Source organism: Nonomuraea sp. NPDC049309, from assembly GCF_043196965.1.
Taxonomy (GTDB): domain Bacteria; phylum Actinomycetota; class Actinomycetes; order Streptosporangiales; family Streptosporangiaceae; genus Nonomuraea; species Nonomuraea fastidiosa.
The window spans coordinates 2,826,551-2,842,196 of the sequence record NZ_JBICSH010000001.1 but is presented as its reverse complement, the minus strand read 5'-3'; the positions used below and the strand labels follow the sequence as shown (position 1 = coordinate 2,842,196).

Annotated in this window: 12 protein-coding genes; 4 read left to right on the top strand and 8 right to left on the bottom strand. The window is 73.0% G+C overall.

Annotated elements, in window-relative coordinates; all coding sequences use genetic code 11:
* Positions 1-16: 16 nt before the first annotated feature.
* Positions 17-1,246, top strand: coding sequence for an MFS transporter (locus ACGFIM_RS12595; protein ID WP_393198967.1), 1,230 nt, complete (start codon positions 17-19; stop codon positions 1,244-1,246).
* Here the strand turns inward: ACGFIM_RS12595 and ACGFIM_RS12590 are convergent.
* The 6 genes from ACGFIM_RS12590 to ACGFIM_RS12565 all read right to left on the bottom strand — a co-directional run bounded on the left by ACGFIM_RS12590 (position 1,209) and on the right by ACGFIM_RS12565 (position 10,039).
* Entirely contained in the window at positions 1,209-1,901 is a 693-nt protein-coding gene (locus ACGFIM_RS12590) for an ABC transporter ATP-binding protein (protein WP_393198964.1), read from the bottom strand. The two genes, ACGFIM_RS12595 and ACGFIM_RS12590, sit on opposite strands and share 38 nt — an antisense overlap.
* Entirely contained in the window at positions 1,898-2,818 is a 921-nt protein-coding gene (locus tag ACGFIM_RS12585; protein ID WP_393198961.1) for an ABC transporter ATP-binding protein, read from the bottom strand. Before ACGFIM_RS12585 ends, ACGFIM_RS12590 begins: the two co-directional genes overlap by 4 nt.
* Complete coding sequence (locus tag ACGFIM_RS12580) at positions 2,815-5,397, bottom strand: FtsX-like permease family protein (RefSeq protein WP_393198958.1); 2,583 nt, start codon at positions 5,395-5,397, stop codon at positions 2,815-2,817. Before ACGFIM_RS12580 ends, ACGFIM_RS12585 begins: the two co-directional genes overlap by 4 nt.
* Positions 5,394-8,465: an ABC transporter permease gene (locus ACGFIM_RS12575; RefSeq protein WP_393198955.1), complete on the bottom strand. Its 3,072-nt coding sequence runs from the start codon at positions 8,463-8,465 to the stop codon at positions 5,394-5,396. The genes ACGFIM_RS12580 and ACGFIM_RS12575 overlap by 4 nt, the downstream gene beginning before the upstream one ends.
* Positions 8,466-8,670: 205 nt before the next feature.
* Entirely contained in the window at positions 8,671-8,943 is a 273-nt protein-coding gene (gene rpsT, locus ACGFIM_RS12570; RefSeq protein ID WP_393198952.1) for a 30S ribosomal protein S20, read from the bottom strand.
* A gap of 109 nt (positions 8,944-9,052) precedes the next feature.
* Positions 9,053-10,039: a hypothetical protein gene (locus ACGFIM_RS12565; RefSeq protein ID WP_393198949.1), complete on the bottom strand. Its 987-nt coding sequence runs from the start codon at positions 10,037-10,039 to the stop codon at positions 9,053-9,055.
* Between the two features lie 14 nt (positions 10,040-10,053).
* On the opposite strand from ACGFIM_RS12565, the gene lepA reads away from it, so the two are divergent.
* Together lepA and ACGFIM_RS12555 are read left to right on the top strand one after the other, a co-directional pair.
* Positions 10,054-11,925: a translation elongation factor 4 gene (lepA, locus tag ACGFIM_RS12560; RefSeq protein ID WP_393198946.1), complete on the top strand. Its 1,872-nt coding sequence runs from the start codon at positions 10,054-10,056 to the stop codon at positions 11,923-11,925.
* Between the two features lie 201 nt (positions 11,926-12,126).
* Complete coding sequence (locus ACGFIM_RS12555; protein ID WP_393198943.1) at positions 12,127-12,618, top strand: GNAT family N-acetyltransferase; 492 nt, start codon at positions 12,127-12,129, stop codon at positions 12,616-12,618.
* 14 nt (positions 12,619-12,632) lie between these two features.
* Here the strand turns inward: ACGFIM_RS12555 and ACGFIM_RS12550 are convergent, their stop codons facing one another.
* Together ACGFIM_RS12550 and ccmA are read right to left on the bottom strand one after the other, a co-directional pair.
* Positions 12,633-14,180, bottom strand: a complete 1,548-nt coding sequence (locus tag ACGFIM_RS12550; protein WP_393198940.1) for a DUF6297 family protein — start codon at positions 14,178-14,180, stop codon at positions 12,633-12,635.
* 181 nt (positions 14,181-14,361) lie between these two features.
* Positions 14,362-14,985 carry a heme ABC exporter ATP-binding protein CcmA gene (gene ccmA, locus ACGFIM_RS12545; RefSeq protein WP_393198937.1) on the bottom strand — a complete coding sequence of 208 codons (624 nt, stop codon included), beginning with the start codon at positions 14,983-14,985 and terminating at the stop codon, positions 14,362-14,364.
* 337 nt (positions 14,986-15,322) lie between these two features.
* Between ccmA and ACGFIM_RS12540 the strand changes: the two genes are divergently transcribed.
* Positions 15,323-15,601 carry a hypothetical protein gene (locus tag ACGFIM_RS12540; RefSeq protein WP_393198934.1) on the top strand — a complete coding sequence of 93 codons (279 nt, stop codon included), beginning with the start codon at positions 15,323-15,325 and terminating at the stop codon, positions 15,599-15,601.
* The last annotated feature ends 45 nt before the right edge of the window (positions 15,602-15,646 follow it).

Below are 15,646 nucleotides of genomic sequence, written 5' to 3'. Positions count from 1 at the left end.
AATATTGTCGGACGGCATGATCGCACGTTTGCTCATCGGGCGTTGCCTGTCCGCGCTCGCCACGGCCCTCATCCCGACCACCCTGACGCTGGCGGTGCTGCGGGCCGGAGGCGGGGAGGGCGAGCTCGGGGTGGTGCTGGCCGCCGAGCTCGTTCCGCTGCTCGTGCTGCTGCCGGTCGGCGGGGTGCTCGCCGACCGGATCAGGCCCGCGCGCGTGGTGCTGCTCGCCGACTTGACCCGGTGCCTGTCGCAGGCGGTCATCGCCGCGGAGCTGCTGCTCGGCGTCCATCGGGTGCTCGATCTGGCCGTGCTGTCGGCGGTGGCCGGGGTGGCGATCGCGTTCGGCAGCCCGGCGGTGCCCCGGCTGGTGGTCGCGGTGGTGCCGGGGCCTGACCGGCTGCGGGTGAACGCGCGGATCGGGGTCGTGACGAGCCTGTCCGCGGTGGCCGCGCCGGCGATCGCGGGGGCGGCCACGGTGGCCGCCGGGCCCGGGTGGGCGGCGGGGATCACGGCCGCGGTGTTCGCCTGCTCGGCATGGACGCTCGGCGGTATCCGCGGTACGCCGGTCCCGGAGGAGGCGGTGCGGGACGGCGGCCAGGCGACCCTCGCCGGAAAAGGCTTCGGGCGGGAGCTGGCCGAGGGGTGGCGGGAGATCCGGCGGCGCCCGTGGTTCCTGGCGTGCGTGGCGGGGCACGGCGTGTGGCACTTCGTGGCGGGCCTGTTCCTGACGCTCGGCCCCGTGGAGGCCGCACGGGGGACGGGCGGCGAGGCGGCCTGGGCGGTGATCGTGCAGTGCGGCACCGTCGGCATGGTGCTGGGGGTGCTCCTGGCGCCGCGGCTGCCGATCCGGCGGCCGGTGGTCGCGGTGCAGCTCGGCGCGGCCTGTTACGCGTTCCCGATGGCGGCGCTGGCGGCCGGAGCCTCGCTGCCGGTGACGGCGGCGGCCTACGCGGTGGCGCTGTTCGGGCTGGGGCTGCTCAGCCCGCTGTGGGAGACGGTGGTGGCCGACGAGGTGCCGGAGCACGCGCTGGGGCGGGTGCGCGCGTTCGACCAGCTCATCTCGTTCGCGTCGCGGCCGTTCGGGCTGGCGGTGGCCGCGCCGCTGGCCGGGCTGACCGGGGTCGCGGTGCCGGCGGTGGCAGGCGGGGTGCTGGTCGCCGCCGTCAACCTCGCCGCCATCGCCGCACGGCCGCCGGCAGGCGCCGGGGTCACGTCCTGGCGGCCTCGCGAACTACGCCGTCGCTGATCTCCAGCACCCGGTCGGCCACCGTCATCAGGCTGGGGTCGTGGGTGGCCACCAGCGCCGTGACCCCCTCGCTGCGTACGAGCGCCCGCAGCAGCTCCATGATCTGCCGCCCGGTCTGCGAGTCGAGCTGCCCGGTCGGCTCGTCGGCGACGAGCAGGCGGGGCCGGTTGGCCAGGGCGCGGGCGATGGCGACCCGCTGCCGCTGGCCGCCGGACAGCTCGTACGGCCGCTGGTTGACGTGCTGTTCGAGCCCGACGAGCGCGAGCAGCACGCGTACCCGCTCCTCCCGCTCGGCGGCGGGGACCCGCAACAGCCGCATGGGCACGCCCACGTTCTCGGCCGCCGACAGGACGGGGATCAGCCCGAACGACTGGAACACGAAGCCGACGACGTCCCGCCGCACCTGCAGCAGCTCGTCCTCGGACATGGCGGTGATCTCCCGCCCGTCCACGACCACCCGCCCGGCGTCCGGCCGGTCGAGGCCGCCGATCTGGTTGAGCAGCGTGGTCTTGCCGGACCCGGAGCGGCCGCGCAGCGCGACGAGCTCGCCGGGGTGCACGGCGAACGACACCTCCCGCAGCGCCACGACCTCCTTGGGCCCGGTGCGGTAGACCTTGCGCAGCCCTTCGACCTCGACCAGGGGCGACTGACTCATTCGGACGGCTCCTCTCGGGCGGGCCACACGCCGATGTGGTCGGATTCGAGTTCGAGACGCACCCGGCGTTCCATGTCGAGGGCGTTCATGAAGTCGCGGGGGAGCTGGAGGCGTCCGACGCGGTCGAGCACGGCGTACTCCTCGGCGATGATCTGCCCCTCCGCGCCCTCGCGGCGCACGGTCTCGCTGCTGGTGCGCCCGTCGCGGATGCCGACGGTGCGGTCCACCTGCTCGGCCACCATGGGGTCGTGGGTGACGATGACGACGGTCACCCCCAGCTCCCTGTTGGCGGTGCGCAGCGCCTCGAAGACCTGCTCGGACGTCTCGCTGTCGAGCTCGCCCGTGGGCTCGTCGGCGAGGATGAGCTGCGGGGAGTTGGCGAGGGCCACGCCGATGGCGACGCGCTGCTGCTGCCCGCCGGACATCTCGGGCGGCCTGCGCCCGGCGCAGTCGGCGACGCCGAGGAGTTCGAGCAGCTCGTCGGCGCGCTCGCGGCGGCGGCGCTTGCCGGCCAGCTTCATCGGCAGCTCGATGTTCTCCCGCGAGGTCAGGTACGGCAGCAGGTTCCGCGCGGTCTGCTGCCAGATGAAGCCGACGACGGAGCGCCGGTAGTGGAGACGGTCGCGGGCGGTCATCGACAGCAGGTCCATGCCGGCCACCCTGGCCACGCCCGCGGTCGGCACGTCGAGCCCGGACAGCACGTTGAGCAGCGTGGACTTGCCGGAGCCCGAGGCGCCGACGATGGCCACCAGCTCGCCCTTGTCGATGACGAGGTCGAGGCCCTGCAGCGCGACGACCTCGACGCCTTCGGTCTTGTAGATGCGGACGAGGTTGTCGCACACGATGTGCGCGTCCCCGCCGAAGACGGCCTTCTCCCGCTTGGCCTTCGCTTCCAGCTCTGACAGTGTCGGGTTCATGTGAGGTCCCCCACTCGAAGGACGGCGCCGAGGCTGCGGCGGCGGCTGATGGCGGTGTGCGCGTACGCGCCGAGCACGGCGACCACGGCGAGCCCCGCGGCCAGCGCGCCGGGCAGGACGGGGTCGGGTGCGTAGTCGCCGACGGGCAGGTCACCGGCGTACGACGACAGGTCGACGCCGGGACCGAGCGCGGCCGGCAGGGCCAGGCCGAGGCAGAGGCCGGCCAGCGCGGTCATGAGGATCATGGGCAGCACCTCCAGCACGGTGAGCCACTGGGCCTGCCGGTCCGACAGCCCGAGCGTGCGCAGGAAGGAGACCGCCCTGGCGCGGTCGGCCGCGCCGACGATGAGCAGCAGGACGACGGCGAGCAGCGCGTAGCCGGCCAGTGCGATCGTCACGATGACCAGTGTGGCCCGTACGGTGCCGGTCAGCGGATCGTCCTGGATGCCGGCCAGCGCGCCCTCCTGGGTGATGACGGTGGCCGACGGCGCGAGCGCGGCCAGCTCGGCGGCGTCGGCGTCGCCCTGGATGAGCAGCGTGTTCACGGCCGGGCGCAGCAGCACCTCCAGCGGCACGACCAGGAACTTGCCGGTCGTGAAGAAGCCGGGCACCGACTCGGCGACGGCGGCGGTGGGCACCTTGAACCTGGACTGCCAGCCGAGGTCGAGCGTCCCGCGCCCGCGCAGCTCCGGCGAGACGATCGCGCCGCCGGACACCGCGGGCAGGCTCACCGGCGCGCCGGACAGGATCGAGCGCCACTCGGCGACGTTCACGGCGAGCGCCTCGGCCCGCTCGGCGCCGTAGCCGACCTGGACCTGGCCGCGCTGCGCGAGCACGACCCGCTCCACGCCCGGCGCCTTGCGGATCCCGTCGATGACGGCGGCCGGGATCTCGCTCTCGGACGTCACCTTGATCGGCGCGCCGGCCTGCTGCCAGGACGCGAGCCGCTGGGTGCCGGAGATGCCGTCGGAGACGACGGCGGCGAAGACCGACACGGCGAGGGCGGGCAGCAGGATCAGCACCGGCATGACGCTCGCGGCGCGCGCCCGCGCCGCCCTGGTGAGCCCCAGGAACGGCACCGCGGCCCGCCCGCGCGCCGCCAGCCGGACGATCAGCCGCAGCGGGTACGGATACAGCCGCAGCGTGACCAGCGCCGCCGCCACGGTCAGCGCGACCGGCACGATCAGCAGGAACGGGTCCTGCCCTGCCGACGCGCTCAGCCCGCGCGCCCGCAGCAGGTACGCGCCCACCACGGCCAGCACGACGATCAGCACTTCGAGCGTGATCCGCTTGGCCGTGGGCCGCGCGGTGGCGACGTCCGCACGCCGCTCGTGCAGCGGGGTGCGGTGGGCGAGCGCGATCCGCACGGCGGCGAACCCGGTGGCGGCCAGCACCACGATCACCGGCCCCGCGTGCACGATGGCCCGCGCGGTGCCCGGCACCAGGTACGACAGCGCGTACCCGGCCAGGGCCCCCGGCACCACGCCCATGGCGGTCAGCCCGGCCGCGGTGCCCGCCACCTGGGCGAGCGACCCGCCGCGCGCCCTGGTCAGCGCCAGCGTGTGGTCGAGCCGGTCGGAGAGGAGCTGCACGGCCAGCACGATCACGCCGAGCGCGACCGCGAGCAGCCCGCCGAGCACCAGGTACATGACGGTCTGCGCGGTGGACAGCTGCGCCTGGAACTCGGCGAGCAGGTGCGGCAGCCCGGTCTCCAGCGCGTACGGGGCGACGGTGCCGGTGGACTGGATGCCCACCACCCGGCCGAACTCGGCGACGGAGGCCTGCAGGCCGGGCACGTCCAGGGCGCTCGCCCCGCGCGGGTCGAGCGGCAGCGTCCACCGGTAGGCGAGGTTGCGCCCTTCGCCGCTGAGCTCGGCGAGCCCGGCGTCGGACAGCAGCGCGGTGGCGTGCTTTTCGAAGTCGAGGCCGCCCGGCGGCTGCAGCTTGAGCACGTGCAGGATGTCGTTGTGGTGCGACCAGTAGCGGTCGTCCGCCCGCTTGGCGCGGAAGACGCCGACGATCTTGACGGCGGCGTAGTCGTGCTCGCCGATCACCGTGGTCGAGCCGATGCGCAGGCCCATCTCGCGCACGGCCTCCTCGACGACCCCGGCCTCGAACACGGGGATCGTCTCGCCCTCGTACCGCATCGTGGTGGGCGCGCCGGGGACCTTGCCCTGCACCCACTCGACGCGCTGATCGGCGTCGGACAGCCAGCCCACGTTGAGGTAGGACGAGCCACCGGTCCCGGCGATGGGGGTCGCGGTGGTCTTGGCGCTCATGTGGCCGGGCCCGGTCACCAGCGGGTGCAGCGTGGCGGGCAGGACCTTCTGCCACACGCGCATCCGCGAGTCGAACTGGGCGCGCTCGCGCAGGTCCACCGCCGGCGACCAGGTGCCCACCGTGACGGTCAGGTCGGTCTGCGCGCCGGGCGCGCCGGCCAGGGCGCGGCGCAGCGCCTCGTCGTAGGCGGACTCGGTGGCCCGCGGCAGCCCGGAGATGAGTGCGCAGGCGCTCAGCGTCAGCGCGAAGAGCACCGCCAAAGGGCCCAGGTGCACCCGGGAGAGAAGCCCGATTCTCACTGTTCCTCCCGGAGGCTGTGCTGCTTGCGCACGGTGCGGGCCAGCCCGGCGACGATCGCGAACAGCACCGCCGTGACCAGGGCCAGCATCGCGGCGGTGGCCCCCCAGGGGATGTCGAGCACCACGGCGGGCGTGACGGCCGCGGCCTGCCCGGTGAGCACGATGTGCGGCACGACCAGCATGCCCACGACCACCGCGAGCCCGGTGCCCGCCAGCAGCGACAGGCCCACGACGAACGCCTGCTCCATGGCCAGCATGCCGAGCACCTGCCGGGGGCTCACGCCGAGCGCCCGCAGCACCGCGAACTCCGACATCCGCTCGCGCGCCGCCACGGCCGCGTTCACCAGGAAGCCGAGCGCGGCGAACACCAGCGCGGCCAGGAAGCCCAGCATGAGCGCCCCCTGCAGGCCGCTGGCCAGCGGGTCGTCCTGGAGGGTGGCGGCCAGCGCGCGCTGGTCGAGCACGGTGACGTCCCACTCGGGGTGGCTCTTGAGCTCGGCCGTGGCGGCGGTCGCGTCAGCGCCGCCATCAGCGGTGGCCAGCCACCACTCGGTCGCCGGCCGCGGCGGTTGCGCCGTGGCCAGCTCGTACGTCTGCATCGTCTCCCAGTCGGCGAGCACGGCCTGCTGCCCGGCCGTGGTGGTGGGCATGGTCTCGACGACGCCGACGACCTTGACCGGCAGCACCCGGCGGTCGATGCTGACCCGTCCCTCCTGCCCGGCGGCGAGCTTCAGCGAGGAGGCGAGGCCGGAGGTCAGCACCACCGGCATCGGCCCCGGCTCGGGCCGCTGGGCGAACGCGGCGGCGGTGGCCTGCTCGGCCTTCATCGTCAGCCGGGGCGCGTCCACCTGCCGCCCGTCGGCGGTCAGCCCGGTGACCGTGAGCGTCGCCTTGCCCGACGGCGCCCCGGCGATCACGCCGAGCAGCGAGATCGGGTAGGAGATCTCGCCGTTCTGCCCGGCCAGTGCCCGCAGGTCCACCTCGAGCCGGTTCTCGCCGGCCTTGAGCACGCCGAGCGGCACGTCGCGCCAGACCCCGAGCGCGTCGGTGAGCACCAGCCGGGCCGACAGCTCGGCGTCCGCCTCGGCGGTCACGGTCAGCCCGGCGGGCCGTCCGGGCAGCTCCAGCCGCTCCGCGCGGTCGCCGACCAGCGTCCGCGACAGCTCGCTCACCGGCTGCGCCGACAGGTCGGGGCGCAGGTGGAACAGCTCGCCCAGCTTGCCCGCGTCGAGCGCGACCAGCATCGCGCTCTCGCCGCCCACGTCCACCTGCCCGCGGAAGCCGGGGGAGGCGGCGCGGACGCCGGGCAGCGCGGTGAACGCGGTGCCGCGCCCGAGCGCGCCCAGCTCGGGACCGTCCGGCGGGCCGGACAGCCGCAGGTCGGCGCCGGCCTGGTGGCGGGCCTGGTCGAGCTGCGAGGTACGCCAGGTGGAGGCGGTCGCGAGCGACACGATGCCGATGGAGATGGCCATGGTGAGCAGCAGCGCGGGCCCGGCGTACTTGAGCGGCCGCCTGCTCACCTGCCAGGCGCCGAGCGCGGGGGCGAGCGAGGGCCGCCTTGAGGTGATCTTCTCGGCCAGCCTGGACACGCGCGGCACCAGCCGCAGCCCCAGCATGCCGCCGGTGAGCAGGGCCAGCGCCGGTCCGGAGATGATCAGCGGGTCGATGCCCAGGCCGCCGGCCGCCGTCGCGGTCACGGGGGCGCCGTAGCGCTGCAGCTGCCAGATCGCGAGCCCGGCCACGACCAGCAGCGCGAGGTCGGCGCCCGCCCGCTCGATGAGGCCGCGCCCGCCGCCGCGCCCGCGCGCCGCCTGCTCCTCGACGTACGTCCTGCGCGCCCCGGCCAGCGCAGGGGCCATGAGCAGCACGGCAGCGGCCAGCGCCACCCCGAACGACACCAGGAACGTCCCCAGGTCGGCCTGGGGATCCAGCCGCACGCCGGCGGCCTCGATCCACGGCAGCCGGTTGATCAGCGCGAGCAGCGGCGGGCCGAGGAACGGCGCCACGATCGCGCACGGCAGCGCCACCAGCAGCGCCTCGCCGCCCGCGAGCACCGCGAGCCGCACGGTCCCCGCGCCGCGCGAGCGCAGCAGCGCCACCTCCATGCGGCGGTGGTCGGCCAGCAGCCGCGCGGTCAGCATCAGCGCGTACGCGGCGAGCAGCAGCAGCTGCAGCACCGGGATCAGCATGGTGGAGCGGGCCACCAGCGAGGCGGTGTCGAGCTGGGTGAGCAGCTCCGGCAGGTGACTCGCCGCCACGCAGCTCCCGCAGCCCTGCTCCTTCAGCCGGTCCTCCAGGCCGGAGATCGCGGCGGCCATCGGGCGCAGCTGCTCGGGGGTGAGCGCGCGCAGGTCGGGGACGGCGGTCCAGGTGGCGTTGACGTTGGTGGCGAAGCGGCCGATGAAGGTCTCGCGGGTCACCATCAGCGGCCCGTACGTGGTGAACTCGCCGCGCTCGACGCCCCTGCTGAGCAGCTGCTCGCCCGCCCAGCGGGCCCCGAACGGGTCGTCGAGCTGGAACACGCCGACCACGCGCACCCGCACCGGGCGGCCGTCGAGCCGGCCGCGCGTGGTGAACTCCTGACCGACCTTGAACCCGGTCTCCGAGGACGCCGACAGCGAGATCGCGGCCTGCACGGTGTCGCCGGTGCCGCCGCCGGTCTGGGGCCAGGCGCCGCTGACGAGCTTGGCGTGCCGGTCGAGCCCGTCGTAGCTGCCGAAGCGCAGCAGCTCGGGGCGCTGCCTGCCCTCCTGGCCCGGCATCGTGTAGGAGTCGGAGCGCAGGCTCGCGGCCACGTCGGGCGCGCGGCCGTAGGCGGCGGTCAGCTCGGCGCGTACGGCCTGGTCGAACTTCGGGAACGTCTCCGCCGTGATGGGGGTGCTGACGGTCGCGGCGATCTGCTCGTGCGAGGCCGTCTCCATCGTCCTGCGGACGCCCGCCTCGGCGATGGAGGAGGCGTACATGGTCAGCGCCACGAGCGTGGTGGTGGCGAGCAGGATAGAGCCGAACGCGGCCAGGAGGAGCAGGGGCTCGCTGAACGCCCTTTTGACGACCAACGGGCCCCGCATGTGTCCCCCTTTGCGCTGTTTAGTGCACCCTCGGGGATATGACCGGAGACGAGCAAGGCGATCTCTGCAACGGTGATGCACCCGATACGGCCGTGTGATATCGAAATCGTGACAAAACGGCGAGGTAAATCACAAAAACGCCGCACCCCCGGCGAATGGGATGCGGCGTTCAGAGGCCGGCGCCGCCTGGGCGGCGGCGCCGTTACTACTTGGCGGAAACCAGCGCCGCGGCCTGCTTGGCGATCGCGGACTTGCGGTTGGCCGCCTGGTTCTTGTGGATGACACCCTTGCTGACGGCCTTGTCGAGCTGGCGCGCGGCGGCCCGCTGCAGGGCCACGGCCTGCTCGACGTCACCCTGCTCGGCCGCCTCGCGGAACTTGCGGATGGCCGTCTTCAGAGACGATTTGACCGCCTTGTTGCGCAGACGAGCCTTCTCGTTCTGCTTGTTGCGCTTGATCTGGGACTTGATGTTCGCCACGAAGAAGCCTCGGTGAAAGTCTGAGTGATGGATGGAGCGCGCGGGCTCGAGGAGAGGGCGCGCCACACGCAGTTAGCCAGGTTACCAATACTCAAGGCGGCTGCTCAAATCAACGCCATCGTGTCATGTACTCGCGCCAATCCTCTTCCGTCGCGGCGAAGTCGACGTAGAGCGCCAGGCCGAACCGCTCGCGCCTGCCGCGGTCGGTGAGCGCCAGCCGGGCGCCCTCCGCGGCCATCGCCACGCTCTCGGCGGCGTCCAGGTAGGACAGGCCGTGGTCATGGTAGGCGGGCGCGCCCATGTAGAGAGCCTTGTCCTCCGGCACCAGGTCGAGCGCCAGCCTGGCCTGGCGGGCGACGTGGCCGCCGTACAGGGACGGGAAGGGCAGGTACGAGTCGTACGTCATGACCGCCACCTGGTCCACCCGCGCCGCGACCTGCCCGAAGTAGCCCTGCGACCAGTACTTGTCGTGGCCGAGCGCGGCCCTGGCGGCCACGCGCAGGCCGGGATAGGGCTCGATCTGCGGCGTCGAGGCCGACAGCAGGCTCGTGTGCCGCCTGGTCCGCTCCAGCAGGTCGAGGAAGTCGGTGTCGCCGTCGCCGATGGGCTCGAAGTTGTAGTGGATGCCGTCGAAGCCCCGCGTCATGATGGCGGCGACGCCGGACAGGACGTTCGCGCGGGAGCGGGGGTCGTCGAGGTCGAGGTGGCCGTCCACCCGCTGGCCGAGCCAGGCGGAGATGCGGATGCCGGGGGCGTGCCGGCGCAGCCACTTCACGAAATTTCCGGCGTGGGGGTATTTGGCGGGGTCTAAGCGGCCGTCCACCTCGAACGGACCCGAGTGGACGTACACGTCCTTGATACCCGTCGTCCTCAGCCGCGCCGCGAGCCGCTCGACGTCGCGCTCGGTGCGGCGGCCGTCCACCCACGCATGCCCCAGCCACAGGGCGTCGTTGCCGGTGCTCTTCGCCCAGGCCGCCGGTGCACCGGTAAACTGAAGCCGGAGCGTTGCGGCTAAGACGCCCGCCAGCGCGACCAGGACGGCCAAGGCAAGCGCGAGCAGGCGCAGGCCGCGGCGGATGACGGTTCGGGTAATCACCCGGGCATGTCACCATGGAAGACTGCTTGACCTCAACCCTGTCGAAACGGACTTCGGTGCGCACTCAGCCTGGCCAGACCGACCCCGCGTTGATTCGCAACTTCTGCATCATCGCGCATATCGACCACGGCAAGTCGACGCTTGCCGACCGGATGCTGCAGATCACCGGCGTGGTCGACGACCGCACGATGCGGGCCCAATACCTCGACAGGATGGACATCGAGCGCGAACGCGGCATCACGATCAAGTCGCAGGCCGTGCGGCTGCCGTGGAACGGCCACGTGCTCAACATGATCGACACGCCCGGCCACGTCGACTTCACCTACGAGGTCTCGCGGTCGCTGCAGGCGTGCGAGGGCGCGATCCTGCTCGTCGACGCCGCCCAGGGCATCGAGGCGCAGACGCTGGCCAACCTCTACCTGGCCATGAACGCCGACCTGCACATCATCCCGGTCCTCAACAAGATCGACCTGCCCGCGGCGCAGCCGGAGAAGTTCGCGGAAGAGCTGGCCGGCCTCATCGGGTGCGATCCCTCCGACGTGCTCAAGGTGTCGGGCAAGACCGGTGAGGGCGTGCGCGAGCTGCTCGACCACGTGGTCGAGGCGGTGCCCGCGCCCGTCGGCGACGCCGACGCGGCCGCCAGGGCGCTCATCTTCGACTCCGTCTACGACACCTACCGCGGCGTGGTGACGTACGTCAGGGTCGTCGACGGCCATCTGAGCAAGCGCGAGCGCATCCTCATGATGTCCACCAACGCCACCCACGAGACGCTGGAGATCGGCGTCATCTCGCCCGAGCCCCAGCCCGCCGACCTCGGGCTCGGCGTCGGCGAGGTGGGCTACCTCATCACCGGCGTGAAGGACGTCCGCCAGTCGCGGGTCGGCGACACCGTCACCTCGGCCGCGCAGCCCGCCGAGGAGATGCTGGCCGGCTACGAGCACCCCAAGCCGATGGTGTTCTCCGGCCTCTATCCGATCGACGGCGACGAATACCCCGAGCTGCGCGAGGCGCTCGACAAGCTCCAGCTCAACGACGCCGCGCTGATCTACGAGCCGGAGACGTCCGCGGCGCTCGGCTTCGGCTTCCGCGTCGGCTTCCTCGGGCTGCTGCACATGGAGATCGTGCGCGAGCGGCTGGAGCGCGAGTTCGGCCTGTCGCTGATCTCCACCGCGCCCAACGTCATCTACCGCGTGGTCATGGAGGACGGCAAGGAGTTCACGGTCACCAACCCGTCCGAGTTCCCCTCGGGCGGCAAGATCGCGAAGGTCTTCGAGCCGGTCACCAAGTCCACGATCCTCGCGCCCGCCGAGTTCATCGGCGCGATCATGGAGATCTGCCAGGGGCGGCGCGGCCAGCTCCTCGGCATGGACTACCTGTCCGAAGACCGCGTCGAGATCCGCTACATGCTGCCGCTCGGCGAGATCATCTTCGACTTCTTCGACCAGCTCAAGTCGCGCACCCGCGGCTACGCCTCGCTTGACTACGAGCCGGCCGGCGAGCAGGAGGCCGACCTGGTCAAGGTCGACATCCTGCTGCAGGGCGAGGCGGTCGACGCCTTCAGCGCCATCGTCCACAAGGACAAGGCGTACGCGTACGGCGTCGACATGGCCAAGAAGCTCCGCGAGCTGATCCCCCGGCAGCAGTTCGAGGTGCCCATCCAGGCCGCCATCGGGGCCCGGGTCATCGCGCGCGAGAACATCAGGGCCATCCGCAAGGACGTGCTCGCCAAGTGCTACGGCGGTGACATCTCGCGTAAGCGGAAGCTGCTGGAGAAGCAGAAGGAAGGCAAGAAGCGGATGAAGATGGTCGGCCGGGTCGAGGTGCCGCAGGAGGCCTTCGTCGCCGCGCTGTCCACGGACTCCAGCGCCGACAAGCCCAAGAAGTAGGGGATCCGCCGGGTTTCCGCGGGGCTTGCGGCTTTTCTTGCGGGGCTTGCGGCTTCCGCCGGCCCGCGGCGCCGTTGCGGGGTCTTCTGGCGATTGCCTTGTTGCAGGGGGCTCGTCCTTTACGGGTGCCCTGTGCCGGGAGCGTGCGTCCTTTACCTCGGCGCATGCCGCTCCCGGAACCCGGCGAAATACCCTGAACCCATGGAAGTGGTGCAGACGGCGCGTATGGTCCTCTCTCGGGTGACGGCCGACGACCTGGACGCCGTACACGAGATCCACTCCGACCCGCGCACCAGCGTCTACCACCCCGGCGGACCCATCACCGACATCGAGTCCAGCCGGGCCATGCTCGGCCTGTGGCTCGACGACTGGGACGAGCGCGGCCTCGGATACTGGGCCGCCCGGCCCCGCGACTCGCAGCACGTGCTCGGCTTCGGCGGGCTCCGGCACGCCGTGGTCGACGGCCGGCACGTGCTCAACCTCTACTACCGCTTCCGCCCGTCCGCGTGGGGGAACGGCTACGCCCTCGAACTCGCCCGCGCCGCCCTCGACGTGGGCAGGAACCTGGGAACGGTGGTCGCGGTCATCCGCGACATCAACGAGCCGTCCCGCAGGGTCGCCGAGCGGGCCGGGATGCGCAGGGAACGCACGATCCCGTACGGCGGCCTGCCCAGCGACCTGTACGTGGCCTGACCGGCTCGCCCTTCCTACCTGGACCGGGTGCGCCGGACGTAGGCCGCCAGCACCACGGCGCCCCAGACGGCCTGGGCGGCGAGGCAGGGGGCCGGCGGGACTCCTGGGGAGGTCAGCGCCACCAGGGCGGGCAGGCTGCCGGCCAGGGCCAGATCCGGCCCCGTCGCCGCCCACCTCAGCGGGCCCGTGGGCAGGGCGCCGCCCGGCGTCTCGATCACCGGCATCGTGTGATCGACCGGCTCGCGCCTGGCCATCCGCAGCGCCCCCGCCGCCAGGGCAGGCCCGAGCAACGGGCCGAACAGCCACACCGTACCGACCGGCGAGCTCAGCAGCAGGGCCGCTGTCGCCCAGACGCCGCTCAGCACGGCGGGCAGCACGGCGCGGGCGGCCAGCGTCGCGCGGAACGGCGTTCCGATGAGCCTGGCCAGAGCCGGGTTGTCGGCGTCCCGCCGGGCGCCGGACGTGGCGGTCGCGGCCACGGCGAGACCGCCCATCAGCACCGCGATCGCCGGCACCGCCATGGGAGCGCCCGCCTGGGCCAGGATCGCGGGCAGCGCCGCCGTACCCGCGATCAACGCGAGCCGTCCCGGCCTGCGCGCCAGCCGCCGCCAGTCCTGCCAGGCGAGCGCGAGCGGGGCGGGCAGCGCGGGCCAGCGGCGGGAGGTGAGCCTCCTGGCCCGCCAGTGGTTGTCCTCGGCGATCCAGGTGAGGGCGCCCGGGTCGAGCGCGGCCGTGGCGTTCGCGACGTGCCCCGCGCGGGTGGAGGCGGCCAGGAGCGTACGGGCGTGGATGCGGTCGAGCGAACGCCACGCGTGCCAGGCCGGCAGCGCCGCCGCCACGACCGCCCCGGCCACGGCGGCGGCCGGCGCCGCCAGGGGCGCGTGCGCGACGGCGGTGAGCACCGTACGCAACCGGCCCGTCACCGCCACCGCCGCCAGCACCAGCAGCGCGGCCATCACCCCGGTCAGCCAGAGCTGCCACGCCTGCACCTGCCCGAGCTGCCACGGTCGGGTCGTCTGCCCGAGCTGTCCCGGCTGTCGGGCCGCCTGCCCGAGCGGCGCCGGGCGGCCGGTCTGGCCGAGCACCGCCAGCGCCGTACCGCCCACGGTCGCCGCCACACCCAGCACCAGCGCGGCGAGCACCCGCCACACGAGATGATCGGGCGCGCCCAGCACCGCCAGCAGCCCCACCCCGAACAGCAGGCCCGCCGCCAGCACCACCAGGCCCAGCGTCCTGACCGGACGGGCCAGCAGATGCCGCCGGCTCAGCGGGGACAGCAGCAGCCAGGACGCGTCGGGGGCCGTCAACAGCACCGGTCCCGCCGCCCGCGCGCCCGCCAGGAACCCGCACAGGGCGAGCGCCAGCAGCGCCACCCCCGCCCCCATGCGGTCGGGATCGACCGGCTCGGCCAGCCCCGCGAACACCCCCGCAAGCGGCTGCCCCAGGATCACGATGGCCATGAGCAGGCAGAACCCGGAGACGTAACGGTCGATCAGGCTGGCGGGCGCGGGGCCGCGGGAGCGCAGATACGCCCGGACGGCCCGTACACCGATCTCGGTCATCGGCTGGTCCTCGGTGGGGTGGACATCAGGTCGGACGGGCGCGGGAACGCGCACGCCACGGGTCTGCCGCCTGAGCGCGGCACGGCCCCCGCCGCATCGCGAGCCGGCGTCGTGGGGACGGTCGTCGCCGCGTTGTGAGCCGGCGACGCGGGGACAGCCGGCCGCCCGTGCCAGGACTCCATCATGTAGGGACGCCTGAGGGAAGGACGCGACGGCCGTGATCGGCAAGACCCTGGTCGTGGGTGGCCATGACGACGGTGCCTCCCTCGGAGGCGTACTCGTCGAGCAGGCCGCCCAGAGCGGCCCGGAACTGAGCGTCGAGGCCGCGTTCCGGCTCGTCGAGAAGCAGCAACGAGCTCGGCCTGAGCAGCGCGGCCGCCAGGGCGAGACGCTGGCGCTGGCCGGTCGAGAGGTTCAGCGGGACGGCGTCCGCCCGCTCGGCCAGCGCGAACGTCTCCAGCGCCGCGTCCACCGTCATGCGGGCGGCGGTGTGCACGGCACCCATCAGCTCCAGGTGCTCGCGCGCGGTGAGCCCCGGATACCAGGCGGGCTCGTCGCTCAGCAGCGCCACCCGGCCCCAGAAACCGGCATCGTCGGCCGGAGCCTCCCCGAACACGCGTACCTCACCGGCGGTGGCGGGCTGCAACCCGGCCAGGCAGCGCAGCAGAGTGGACTTGCCGGAACCGTTCGGCCCCACCACCGCCACGATCTCACCCGGTGCCACGGCGAAGGTCAGGTCGCGCAGTACGGGGTTGCCGCCGAGGTCCACCGTGAGGGAATCGATGCTGATGATGGGGTCTGACACGGTTCGAGGCTAACCGGTCGGCAGAGCGGTCGCGTCGCCTGTCTGGTGAGCTCGGCGGCACGAGAGCCGCCCGGACACCGCCGGACGACCGGCCCAACCGGGTGAGCGCACCATCGGATCGAACGGGCTGCCGGGTGACCGGCCCAACCGGGCAGCCGGCCGGGCAGCACAGGTAGGCAGCACGGATCGGCTGCGCCACCTCGCTCCGCTTGGCGACCGCACCGCTATCCGCCGTACGGCGATCGCACCACCTTCCGCCGCCCGATGACCGCACCGCCATCCGCGCCGGACCGCGTCCACGCCCCCGTCCGCAGCCGAGCGGACCCGCACCGAACAGATGCAGATCGAGCGGACGAGGTCCGAGCGGACCCGCACCGAACAGATGCAAATCGAGCGGACGAAGTCCGAGCGGACGCGGGCCGAGGAGACACAGGTAGAGCCGCCGGTGTGCTCACGCGGTTGGGCCGGTTGCTGGCAGTCCGACGGGGCCGATGGCTTGCGCGGCCGGCTGCGCGGCTGGGCGGGTTGCGGGGCGGCTCACCTGCAGGCCGATTTTGTCGGTGGCGTCATCTACCTTTCATTCTCCGAACACCTGTGCGACTGGAGGGTGACGTGATTGCTTCTGAGCGATTCGAGCGTGCAGCCGTTCTAGGGGTTGCCG

Bases quoted from the DNA above. Each gene is read 5' to 3' on its own strand.
- ACGFIM_RS12595 (WP_393198967.1), top strand. From the start codon at position 17: ATGATCGCACGTTTGCTCATCGGGCGTTGCCTGTCCGCGCTCGCCACG.
- ACGFIM_RS12575 (WP_393198955.1), bottom strand. From the start codon at position 8,465: ATGCGGGGCCCGTTGGTCGTCAAAAGGGCGTTCAGCGAGCCCCTGCTC.
- ACGFIM_RS12540 (WP_393198934.1), top strand. From the start codon at position 15,323: ATGCAGATCGAGCGGACGAGGTCCGAGCGGACCCGCACCGAACAGATG.
- lepA (WP_393198946.1), top strand. From the start codon at position 10,054: ATGGAAGACTGCTTGACCTCAACCCTGTCGAAACGGACTTCGGTGCGC.
- ACGFIM_RS12585 (WP_393198961.1), bottom strand. From the start codon at position 2,818: ATGAACCCGACACTGTCAGAGCTGGAAGCGAAGGCCAAGCGGGAGAAG.
- ACGFIM_RS12590 (WP_393198964.1), bottom strand. From the start codon at position 1,901: ATGAGTCAGTCGCCCCTGGTCGAGGTCGAAGGGCTGCGCAAGGTCTAC.
- ACGFIM_RS12550 (WP_393198940.1), bottom strand. From the start codon at position 14,180: ATGACCGAGATCGGTGTACGGGCCGTCCGGGCGTATCTGCGCTCCCGC.
- ACGFIM_RS12555 (WP_393198943.1), top strand. From the start codon at position 12,127: ATGGAAGTGGTGCAGACGGCGCGTATGGTCCTCTCTCGGGTGACGGCC.